At 44.9% G+C, this 11,536-nt stretch carries 10 protein-coding genes; 2 read left to right on the top strand and 8 right to left on the bottom strand.

Going from position 1 to position 11,536, the window contains the following annotated elements; all coding sequences use genetic code 11:
• Positions 1 to 50: 50 nt before the first annotated feature.
• The 6 genes from HYR79_05345 to rho all read right to left on the bottom strand — a co-directional run bounded on the left by HYR79_05345 (position 51) and on the right by rho (position 5,688).
• On the bottom strand, positions 51 to 689 hold the full coding sequence (locus HYR79_05345; protein ID MBI1821117.1) for an ATP phosphoribosyltransferase: 639 nt from the start codon (positions 687 to 689) through the stop codon (positions 51 to 53).
• Entirely contained in the window at positions 686 to 1,945 is a 1,260-nt protein-coding gene (gene murA / locus HYR79_05350; GenBank protein MBI1821118.1) for a UDP-N-acetylglucosamine 1-carboxyvinyltransferase, read from the bottom strand. The genes HYR79_05345 and murA overlap by 4 nt, the downstream gene beginning before the upstream one ends.
• Before the next feature lie 37 nt (positions 1,946 to 1,982).
• The gene (gene prmC / locus HYR79_05355; GenBank protein ID MBI1821119.1) at positions 1,983 to 2,924 is read right to left on the bottom strand and encodes a peptide chain release factor N(5)-glutamine methyltransferase; all 942 of its coding nucleotides are present in this window, start codon (positions 2,922 to 2,924) and stop codon (positions 1,983 to 1,985) included.
• Positions 2,891 to 3,958, bottom strand: coding sequence for a peptide chain release factor 1 (prfA, locus tag HYR79_05360; GenBank protein ID MBI1821120.1), 1,068 nt, complete (start codon positions 3,956 to 3,958; stop codon positions 2,891 to 2,893). The genes prmC and prfA overlap by 34 nt, the downstream gene beginning before the upstream one ends.
• Before the next feature lie 111 nt (positions 3,959 to 4,069).
• Positions 4,070 to 4,270 (bottom strand): 50S ribosomal protein L31, encoded by a 201-nt coding sequence (rpmE, locus tag HYR79_05365; GenBank protein MBI1821121.1) that lies wholly within the window; start codon positions 4,268 to 4,270, stop codon positions 4,070 to 4,072.
• A gap of 170 nt (positions 4,271 to 4,440) precedes the next feature.
• Positions 4,441 to 5,688, bottom strand: a complete 1,248-nt coding sequence (gene rho / locus HYR79_05370; protein MBI1821122.1) for a transcription termination factor Rho — start codon at positions 5,686 to 5,688, stop codon at positions 4,441 to 4,443.
• A 525-nt stretch (positions 5,689 to 6,213) separates the two neighbouring features.
• On the opposite strand from rho, the gene HYR79_05375 reads away from it, so the two are divergent.
• Positions 6,214 to 6,753, top strand: a complete 540-nt coding sequence (locus HYR79_05375) for a hypothetical protein (GenBank protein ID MBI1821123.1) — start codon at positions 6,214 to 6,216, stop codon at positions 6,751 to 6,753.
• A gap of 8 nt (positions 6,754 to 6,761) precedes the next feature.
• Here the strand turns inward: HYR79_05375 and HYR79_05380 are convergent, their stop codons facing one another.
• Positions 6,762 to 7,883: a pyridoxal phosphate-dependent aminotransferase gene (locus HYR79_05380; protein MBI1821124.1), complete on the bottom strand. Its 1,122-nt coding sequence runs from the start codon at positions 7,881 to 7,883 to the stop codon at positions 6,762 to 6,764.
• 119 nt (positions 7,884 to 8,002) lie between these two features.
• On the opposite strand from HYR79_05380, the gene HYR79_05385 reads away from it, so the two are divergent.
• Complete coding sequence (locus tag HYR79_05385) at positions 8,003 to 8,392, top strand: Ig-like domain-containing protein (GenBank protein ID MBI1821125.1); 390 nt, start codon at positions 8,003 to 8,005, stop codon at positions 8,390 to 8,392.
• A gap of 2 nt (positions 8,393 to 8,394) precedes the next feature.
• Here the strand turns inward: HYR79_05385 and HYR79_05390 are convergent, their stop codons facing one another.
• On the bottom strand, positions 8,395 to 11,499 hold the full coding sequence (locus HYR79_05390) for an Ig-like domain-containing protein (protein MBI1821126.1): 3,105 nt from the start codon (positions 11,497 to 11,499) through the stop codon (positions 8,395 to 8,397).
• Between the last annotated feature and the right edge of the window lie 37 nt (positions 11,500 to 11,536).

Raw genomic sequence — 11,536 nt, forward strand, 5'->3', positions numbered from 1 at the left:
ACAACGTAACAGCACTAAATGCGTTTGTATTAGTAAAATAAAGTCCCTCTTCAAGAAATAACAGACTTGATTTGATCGATCAATTCGAAAACTCGTTGATACTTTAACTTTAAACTGGCCCTGTTTACAATCAACCGGGCGGTCGAAGAGGCGATTTCTTCCACTATTTTAAGGTGATGGGCTTTTAACGTCGCTCCGGTAGAAACCAGATCGACGATCTGATCCGCCAATCCGAGCATAGGAGCCAGTTCAATTGATCCTCCGAGCTTAATCATTTCCACGGAAATCCCTTTTTGACTGAAGAATTTTTCAGTAATGCCGGGATATTTCGTGGCAATCGTCAATTTGGAGCTGTTTTTTTTACGGGTTAACTCGGCCCCAATCGGTTCTGCCAGAATAATCCGGCAAAAACCAAACTTTAAATCTAACGGTTCGAAGATTTCTTTTTCATCTTCCAGCAGAATGTTTTTGCCGCTGATCCCGATATCCGCCGCGCCATATTCAACATAGGTAGGCGTATCCGCCGCTCTCACAAGAAGTAACCTGATTTTTTGATTCGGGAGATCAAAAAGGAGTCTTCTTCCGTTCAATAATAACTGCGGGTGTGAGATACCGACCTTATTAAGTAAAATAATAGAGTCGTTTAAAAGCCGCCCCTTCGATAAAGCAATCGTTAACCAATCTTTCATGATGCTTCCTTGATTCTCGCGATTTTAGCCCCAAGCGGGACAAGCTTTTCCTCCATTTTTTCGTACCCCCGGTCCAAATGGTAAATTCTGGAAATACAGGTTTCGCCTTCAGCCGCCAATCCGGCTAAAATCAGAGAAGCGCTGGCCCTCAGATCCGAAGCCATGACCTGGGCGCCGCTTAAACGGCTGAGCCCGCGAACCACAACCTGGTTACCGGTAATCCGCAAATCCGCTCCCATCCTTTTTAATTCGGCGACATGATTAAACCGGTTTTCAAAAATCATCTCGGTAATGATTGAGAACCCTCGGGCAATGGTCATTAAGGCCATCATCTGGGCCTGCAAATCTGTCGGAAAGCCTGGATAGGGGGTTGTTTTGAAATCCACCGATTCAATTCCGGTTTTGGCTCTCACTCTAATTCCATCCTGATCTTCATCAACCTGGATTCCCGCCTCCTGGAGTTTAATCTGGACGGCTTTGAGATCGCGGGCACGGCCTTTTCTAATGAAAATATCTCCTCCCGTTATGGCGCCGGCGATCATGAATGTTCCGGCCTCAATCCGGTCGGGCATGATGGTATAATGAGCCCCTTGAAGATTTTGGACCCCATGAATCGTAATGGTTTCCGAACCCGCGCCGTGAATCGACGCGCCCCGCAAAGAAAGAAAATTGGCCAGATCAACAATTTCAGGTTCACAGGCGGCATTTTCCAGAATGGTTGTCCCCTCAGCCCGGGTCGCCGCCATCATGATGTTTTCGGTCCCTGTAACCGTCGGCGCGTCAAAAACAATCTTGGCCCCTTTCAGTTTTTTTACCCTGGCTTTGATGTACCCCTGTTCAATTTTAACCTCGGTTCCCATCTTTTCCAGGGCAGAGAGGGTTAAATTTACCGGCCTGGCGCCGATGGCACAGCCTCCGGGAAGCGAAACGGACGCTTCACCGCACTGGGCTAATAAAGGCCCCAGAACCAGAATAGAGGCGCGCATGGTCTTGACCATTTCGTAAGGAGCGTCCTGATGTTCAATATTTTTAAACTCGATAAAACATTGGTTATCCCGTTCTTCGATCCGGCCGCCCAGCCAGCGCAACAGTTTTTTGATCGTGGAAATATCTCCCATTCTGGGAACGTTCGAAAAGACATTGACCCCTTCTCCCAATAAGGAAGACGCCAGGATCGGTAACGCAGCGTTTTTAGCCCCGCTAATCGTTACTTCCCCTTTAAGCGGAACACCCCCTGTGATCACCATTTGATCCATAAAGCCGTTTAGCCCCTGTAAAAATGAAAAGAACGATTTAAACCGGATCGTAGATCATCGTCATCACCCGATCAATGTCTTGCTCATCTCTGGTTACGTTAATAACTTTCAAAAAAGGGAACTTTTTTAAAAGATTTAGAATCGCCGCCTTTTGGTTGTATCCGATTTCCAAAATTAAAAAACCACCGCATTTTAACCACAACCCCGCTTCACTAAAAATTCTTTCATAAACCTTTATTCCGCCCTCCCCTCCATCCAAAGCAACGCGGGGCTCAAACAATCTAACCGACGGTTCAATTTTATCCAGGTGCATATTCAAATAGGGCGGGTTGGAAACAATCATTTCAAACGAGTTCCTTAATTGAGCCGGTAAGGGTGAAAACAGATCCCCGGTTCTAAAATGGAGGGAGCGGGGGACGATACCCAGCGATTGCGCATTTTCCCTCGCATACGCGATCGCTTCCTCCGAAAAATCCAGGCCAAATCCTTGAACGGCCTCTTTACTTTCCAGTAAGAGAGAAATTCCGATACACCCGCTTCCTGTTCCCAGGTCAATAAACGGGCCGATTTTTAAATAACGGAGGGCTTCCCGCACCAACAATTCAGTTTCCTGGCGGGGAATTAAAACCCCCTGGCCGACCTTAAAAGAGCGTTTTAAAAATTCCTGTTCCCCGGTCAGATATTGAAGGGGTTCGCCATTTCCCCTTCTTTCCAGAAGCGCATGAAACGCTTCCACGAGAGACGGGTCGGCAGAACCGGCATTCAGGTACAAATCAAGCCGGCGGCATTTCAATAAAGAGCCCAATAACCGCTCGGCCTGGAGACGAGGATTATCACCGATGCCCAGGGATTGAAGATATTTCCCTCCGCTCCTCACGAGCGCGATAAACGTCTTGGGGGGAGAGGCATCTTCTAAAAGTTTATTCTCAGCGGCCAGGTTTCCGTTCATGCCGTTCTTAACTTCTCCGCGTTGTCCCATGCCGAAAGCGCATTAATCATTTCATCGATATCCCCTTCCAAAACCGACTCCAATCGATGCAGGGTCAGACCCACCCGGTGATCTGTTATCCGATTTTGCGGAAAGTTATAGGTCCTGATTTTCTCGCTCCGCTCGCCTGTGCCAACCTGGCTTTTTCGGTTTTGCGCGATTTCGTTCTCCAGTTTTTCCTTTTCCATCTCCAGCAAACGGGAACGCAAAATTCTCATCCCTTTAATCCGGTTTTTGAGCTGGGATCGTTCATCCTGACAACTCACAACGACCCCTGTCGGGATATGGGTAAGTCGAACGGCAGAATAGGTGGTATTCACACTTTGTCCCCCGGGTCCGGAGGAACAAAAAGTATCGACCCGAAGATCTTTTTCATTAATCTTGATGTCAACCTCCTCAGCCTCCGGCAAAACGGCCACGGTCACCGTCGAAGTATGAATCCGCCCTCCCGCTTCAGTCGAGGGCACCCTTTGAACCCGATGGACACCGCTCTCGAATTTGAGCTTGCTGTAAACTCTTTTCCCTTCAATGGAAGCGACAATTTCCTTTATCCCTCCGATTCCGGTGAGATTGGAATTTAGAATCTCCAGTTTCCACTTTTGCGACTCCGCATATTTCGAATACATTCTGAACAAATTGGCGGCAAAAAGGGCTGCTTCTTCCCCTCCCGTCCCCGCGCGGATTTCAAGAAAGACGTTTTTCTCGTCGCGGGGGTCTTTGGGAACCATGAGACGTTTGATCTCTTCTTCAAGCCTTTCTTTTTCCTGATTCAAACTCTTGATTTCATTTAGCGTCATTTCTTTGAACTCCGCATCAAGCCCGGGATCGTTTAAAATGAGTTCCGCCTCTTCTTTCTGTTTTTGAATCTCTTTATACTGGTTAAAGTGAGACACAAGGGGCGATATTTCTTTTTGTTCCTTGCCGTATTTTTGAGACTCCTGCGGGTTTGCCAATACCTTGGGGTTACCTAAAAGCTTACGCAATTCGTCATAACGCTGACTTAAGTTTTCTAGTTTTTGCAGGATAACCGTTTCCGAAGTCGCCATAAACCCCTTTATCTATTAATGACATAAAAAAAAACCCAACCTCAGCTATTCTGGCAGGGTCGGGTTTTAAAATAAAGCAATAAAAATGAATTATTTTTTTGCGTATTTCTTTTTAAATCGTTCGACTCGACCCTCGGCATCAACAATTTTTTGAAGACCTGTAAAGAAGGGATGGCATGAGGAACAAATATCAAGATGAATTTCTTTTGCCGTTGACTTGGATTTAACCACCGCCCCGCAAGCACAAATAATCTGCGTTTCCTGATATGCTGGATGAATCTCCGTTTTCATAACTGACCTTTCTTTCTATTATAATGGGGGACCCGTGCGGCTAAAATAAGATTGTCCTCCGATGCCCCCATGCCCCTCGCTTGAACAGGCAAAGCCTGTTCTTCGCTCTATCTTATGGGGTGAACTGTAAAAATGGAATAATATCACAAAATAATCTAGACTTTCAATTCCTATTTATGCATCGATTCCAGAAATTCCTTGTTCGTTTTTGTCCCTTTAATTTTATCCATCAAAAACTCCATGCTTTCAATAGATCCCAGCGGACTTAACACCTTTCTTAAGATCCACATTTTATTCAAATCTTCTTTATCAACAAGAAGCTCTTCCTTGCGGGTTCCGGATAAATTAATGTCGATCGCCGGGAAAATACGTTTATCGGCAAGTTTCCGTTCCAGGTGAAGCTCCATGTTGCCCGTTCCTTTGAATTCTTCAAAGATGACGTCATCCATCCGGCTTCCCGTATCGATCAATGCGGTCGCAATAATCGTCAGACTCCCGCCGTTTTCAATATTCCGGGCGGATCCAAAAAAACGTTTGGGCCGCTGGAGCGCGTTGGCATCCAAACCTCCGGATAAAACCTTTCCGCTGGGGGGGACAACCTGATTAAACGCACGAGCCAGGCGCGTAATACTATCCAAAAGGATCACTACGTTTCGTTTATGCTCAACTAACCTTTTTGCTTTTTCAAGAACCATTTCGGCAACCTGGACATGCCTCTGGGCCGGTTCGTCAAAGGTGGAACTCACCACCTCCCCTTTAACCTGCCGCTGCATGTCGGTCACCTCTTCCGGCCGTTCGTCAATGAGTAGAACGATCAAGGTCACGTCCTTATGATTCTTCGTGATGGACTTGGCAATCGCCTGAAGCAGCATCGTCTTTCCGGTTCTGGGAGGAGCCACAATCAAACCTCTCTGCCCCATCCCGATCGGCGTGATTAAATCGATGATTCGGGTTGAATAATCATCGACGCTGGATTCAAGCTTAATCCGTTCCATCGGATAAATCGGAGTCAGGTTGTCAAAAAGGATTTTATCCCTGGCGACCTCAGGATCCTCAAAATTGATCGTTTCGACTTTTAAAAGGGCAAAATAGCGTTCCCCTTCCTTCGGAGGACGGACATTTCCAGAAACAATGTCGCCAGTTCTTAAATTAAACCGGCGGATCTGTGAAGGTGAAACATAGATGTCATCGGGACCCGGAAGATAGTTATAATCGGGAGACCGTAAAAATCCAAACCCGTCAGGAAGGGTTTCGAGAACGCCCTCGCCAAAGATTGTTCCGTTTTTTTCAGATTGAGCCTGAAGGATCGCAAAGATCAATTCCTGCTTTCTCAAATTACTTGCTCCCTCAATTTTGAGCTCCTTGGCGACATCATTGAGTTCTGCAATTGCTTTTTCTTTTAATTCAGCCAGATTCATATAAAAATCTCCCTTAAAGTTTGGCTACTAGACCGGTCTTTCTTTCCTTTTCTGCTTAAAATATCAGGATAAAACGAAAAACCGCCCGCTTGTAAAAAATGGTTAACAAAAGTTTTATGATCAATAGAAATGGAACAACCGGTATTTACAGGGTTGAAAAATGAGCATTTTTGGGCTAATTGGATTTGCACTCGCCGCAAAACAGACTTTAAATTGCCAATTAAACAAGATGGTTGTACAAAATTAAGTTTCTTTGTAGTAACATGATTTCTTTTTAGAGAAGCCGCTTACGGGGATTAATCCGGTGAATACCTTAAATTACTGGAACTGGTTAGAAGAAAATAAAACGAGGCTGTGAGTCATTCGATCAAATTCTTATTGTTATTATAGCCAAGAGTTCTATTCTTGTCAACTTTTTTAATCCTGTTTCTTAAGAAACAGGATGATTTGATTTTTCAGTGAAATTGGAGTAATCTTTTTTCGGTATTTTAAAACCTCATCTCATGAAAGGTAGGAAGATTTGATATGAAGAACTTTTTTAAAATCCTGTCCGCGGTTTTGGTTTTATTGTTTTCCCTTGCTTCTCCAGGCAACGCTCAACCCGATTCATACGCCGGCCGGCCTGATATGGGAAACCACCCCATGATGCCTCCTTATGGAACGGATCATCCAATGGAGCGTTCAGGACCTCATGGATATAACATGGGCTATTTGATGAAACCTCACAATGCCGCCATCCACTTTCTTCAAATGAAAGATGCTCTGGAATTGAGTGAAAAGCAGGTGAACGATCTAAAAACCCTCAGGGATGCTTACCGCGCGGAAAACGGACTGAATGAAGCCAAACTAAAAACAGCGGAGCAGGAATTAAGAGAGATCATGGAGGAAGACACAATCAATCTGGAAAAAGCGGAAGCTAAACTCAAAGAAATCGGCGCCCTTGAAGGACCTTTATGGTCAAGTTTCGTCCGACAGCTGGCAAAAATCAAGACACTTGTTCCCAAAGAACAGATGAAGAAGATGCATGAGATGAAGCGGTCGCATCCCATGATGGAGATGGAATAGCTTTTTAACTACCTTAAATCTTTTTCGATTCTGTCGACGAATCGGTTAATCCCCGCGTTAAAGAGGGGTTCTGGGGGAAGAAGGCTTAGAATCAAACAGGCCTCCCGTGTAAAATCGTAAAAATGTCCCGGATGAACCAGAACCCCTTCTTTTTGCAACATTCTCACTGCCCATTCATCGTCTGTCCGGATTTGGGGCAATTTTAAAACGGCATACCATCCCCCTTCCGCATTAAAGCAGACACAACCCGGTATTTTTTTTAATTGTCGGATTAAGAAACGACGGTTTGAAAGAATCCGATGCATGACTTGGGATTGGATCAATAGCCGATTTTCAAAAATTTTCTTTAAACCATTCTGTACAGGAGTATTGATAGACAGATAGGTATCGGCAATCACTTCCAACCTGTCGACGGCCCTTTGAACCTCTCCCTTGGGTCCGGTAATGACAATCCAGGCTAATTTCATCTGGGGCAACCCCGCCACCTTGGATAGACCGTTTAACGTAAAGGTTAACGACCTGGCGTTTGCAGAAAAACTTTTAGGGAGAGCTTGGCCCCCGGGATAAAGATAATCAAAAAAGACTTCATCAGCAATGATCGGAAGGCGATGTTTCTTGGCCATCGAAATGAGCCTGTTCCGGTCCTCTGAATCTGCATAAGATCCTGTTGGATTATTGGGATGGACGATTAAAATTCCCCTCGTTCTCGAATGGATCGCTCCGGACAGAGAATCAAAATCTATTTTCCAATGTAAACTTTCATAACTGAGATCAAAAAAATCGACGTCGATATCGTTTAGCTGGCTCAAATAGCCAATTAACGGATAGCTGGGGCGTGGAACCAAAAGATGGTCGCCGCTATCGAAAAGAAGACGAAACAGGTAATGGTAAGCTTCACTCGTACTGGCTGTCAGAAAAACCTGTGTTGGATCTAATTTCACCCCTTTCAGATGATAATAGTTCAAAACCGCTTTTCGAGCTTCGAGACTTCCTCTGGGGTTCGGATCATATTTAAGATTGAGTGGATCTAAGAAAATCCTCAATAAATCAGGAGGATAGGTAAATTGACATCGAATCGGGTTGGACTCGGTTAGATCAATGATCCGCGCTCCCGCCCCCTGCTTGCGCATGAATGTTTTTGATAATCGGTTCTGCTTTTGGCTGAAATTCGACCGGGCTGAGAACATAGAAAGGCATTTTAACATGATTTTTATAGAAATTACGTTAGAATATAGAAAAGGACTCGACGATGAAATCCAAAAAGAGAAAGAAGATTGTCACTGCTTTATTATTATTAATCCTTCTGGGGTGCGGAAGTAAAAGTGATTCAAGCGGCGTAAGTTTTGTTTCAATTGATGTGAGCCCGCCGAGTCCAAGCATTATCTCATTCCCATACACTCAACAGTTTACGGCAATTGCCAGAGATAGTAGTGGAAACGGAGTTTCAGGAGTCGTTTTTACCTGGAGTGATTCTGGACCAGCATCCTGCATTGATCAGAAAACGGGGTTGGCTTCAGCAAAGCAGACTTTTGGAACGGATACCATTACAGCAACGGCAGGTAATATTGCAGGGTCTACCCCTCTATTCATTAATATACAAGGCTCCCCTCCTCCGCCTCCTCCACCTAATTGTCTTTAAAATCACCGGGTATTATCCAGTCCAATCGCTTCAGGCAGATTGAGTTGATAAACACCGCCGGTACCGGAAGGGCTTGAAACAAAAGCGCCTGAAATAAAAGCCTGCCCGTTGACTGAGGAGGCCTGATTGAGAATCAGGAGAGAAGAATACATTTGATACAAACCCAGATCCGACAAATAGAGTTGATCTGATGAAAAATCAATGACAATCGAAGAAGGGGCGTCAATCGAATGAAGAATATCAGCCGTATTATAAATTGTCCGATCAGGGGCGATATTACAGTTATTCGTTCCCGCGTTGACAATACAACTCTGGGGCTGGTTAAAAACTAAAACATCATGATAACCTTGATTGGCAATATAAAGCTGGTTTTTTGCGGAATCCATAAAAAGACCTGCAGGCGTAAAAAGGGAGGTTTGGTCTCCCTGAATTATTTTTGTCGCCGGCACCGATCCCGACAGCGTACTGGAATAACTAAACGACACTAAAGACCCCGGGCTGGAAAAACTTGACTGGCCGCGGTTTGAAACAAACAAAATGTCTCTTGGCTGATTGTTAGGGCCCAATCCCTCGTCTACCCATATTCCTGCCGGATTATCAAAATCCGCGCTATGGATCACCCGGACTCCACCGGGAATTAAATCCATATCGCAAAAGATTGTATTTGCCGGGCATAATGACACATCAAAAACCAATACGGCAAACATGCCTGCAAAGACTCCGGCCGGATCTTTTCTGGAATTCACCACATAAACCCATTCACGCGACTGGCTGGAATCGACAAAAATTCCAAAAGGGTTTTGAATCGCCGAACTGGTCATTATTTTATAAATAGAAGGATAGGCATTGCCGCTTAACGTACTGACCCCGTCCAATACCACAATCGAATTGTTAAAAAAGGCACTGATATAGAGACGGTCTTTTTGAGTTCCATTGATATCCTTAGAATTATTCAGGAAAAGTCCGGAAGGGGCTGAAATCGAAGAACTAATCAGTCGTTGGGGAGGAAATGAGCATTGAAAAGGAGGAAAGGTTCCGGAACATTGACTAAAATTTGCAGCGAGTTGATCAAAAAATAAAATTTGATCCCATCCTGAATTGGCCACATAGAGATTATCGACACCGGCAGAATCACTCACTGCAATCCCCACCGGTTTTCGGATTTCGTTATTAAATCCATGGAGGATTTCATTGGGCGAGGTATTATAAGAAACAGTCGTGGCGCTAAATAAGGGATTTGGCGAAAAGATACTGACATTATTATAAGAATAATCCGAAATGTAAAGTGACGGCATGCTGCTGTTTAAGCTATTGGTCATCGCCATCGTTACAGGCCAGAGGAGCCCTGTATTCGATCCGGCCAGATACTGAGCCGCAGGAGAAGAGGGAGGAGGACTGATCGTGCACGGGTTTGAAATTCCTGGAATAGACTGCGGCCCAGGCATGATCAAACTTACGTTACAGATGGCTACAATTCCAGGATAGGCGTTTAACGGTCCCAGACTGGCGCCCGGATTGGCAATATAAAGCGTATCCATCGGGCTATCGAGCCACAAACCGGAGGGCGAATTAAATCCTGAGATTGTTTTATACGCAGAATAAGTGCCGGGAAAGCTTTTCAGAATTGAGCCGGCGCCGTTATCGTTAAAAACTGCGACGGTTGAACCGGGAACAACCGGAGTGATATTCCCGGTATTGGAGTCTATGACCCGGAACGATTTAATATAGTTGGAAACGTATAAAAATTGCTTAACCGGATCAAATGCAATTCCAAAGGGGTTTGTTAAATCAGGACTTGTAAAATTGGCGCGCGGTGTGACCGAACAGGTTTGACTACCTAAAACTAACGTCTTCTGGCAGGATGACCATACGTTATCATAAATCGTTACGGAACTACCCACAAAATTGGCGACGTACAGAGTATCTCTTCTCTTCCCTGAACTATCCAGAGAATTATCGAGAAACACCCCGACAGGACCATTTAACCCGCTATTAACCAGCGTCCAGTCGGGCAACTGGTCTTTTCCCGGCAGGGTTGGAGTATTATTGTATACTGCGATCTTGCTGCTTCCAGGCTGGCAGACAACTGGATCCAGGGATTCAACCAAACTATAAAGGGAAACCGTTTTACAGGTGGAAATAAACAGCCGGTTGTTTACCTGATCATAAAATATTCCATAGGGATCAACGATATTGTTCAGAGAAGCTTTAATAGAACGGACAGTCGTCGCGGTCGAACTGCTTAATTTTGAAGGGTGATCGAAAGCCAGAATCTCGTTATTGCCGAAGTTGGCAACATATAATTTTCCGCCCCTGGTCTTTCCATTGACCACGACTGTGTTGGTGTCCCGGTTACCGGCAAGATCCTCAACCCTGACGATAAAATAATAAGTTGTTTCCGGCTTAAGTGATTTGACAACATAAAAAAAGTTTCCATTAGAATCGGTCGAGACGGTAGAACTTGATAATACGGGGGCATATCGGGTTTGACAGACAAAGGCATTGGTCGCATAACAAATTGAAAAAATGAGCTGGTCGGACGGCGTTCCTCCTGGATTGTCTGTTGCCGGACCCCACGTTAATTTAATGGACCCCATATCCACACCCTGGGCAGCGCTGAGGCCATTAAACGCCGGAGGTGTAAAATCGGCTGAGTTATTCGTTTTAAATGACCAGGTATTTAAACCGGTTTGAGCGTCTCCAGCCTGGCTTTTAATCCCTGCCCCTAACGCTACGGTATAGGTGGCGTCAGGATTTAAAAAAACCGGGGGCGTTTGTGAATAACTTAAAGGCGTAAGGATCAAAACAAAAGTCCCGCTTCCCGGAAAAGGGGTGTAGTCCAATTTGCAAGGGACCTTGTTTCCGGAAGAATCCATTAATAAAAAAAGATCGGGATGAATAGATTGAGGATCAAGAGGAGACTGGAAAACGGCTCGTATCGTCGTATTGATCGGAACCCGACGAAAATTATTCGCGGGAAATGGGGAAAAGCTCAGCTCCGACGGCTCGGATTTTCCCCCTTTCAGGTCACAACCAACGATGAACAAAACAAAAGAAAAAACGATTAAAATTGGGATTTTAGCCCAGTTGTCAAAGGTATAAATCAACTACTCCTTCTAGAAAAAATTTCCGTCCTTCTTAAGG

This window comes from Nitrospirota bacterium (assembly GCA_016178585.1).
Taxonomy (GTDB): domain Bacteria; phylum Nitrospirota; class Nitrospiria; order JACQBW01; family JACQBW01; genus JACOTA01.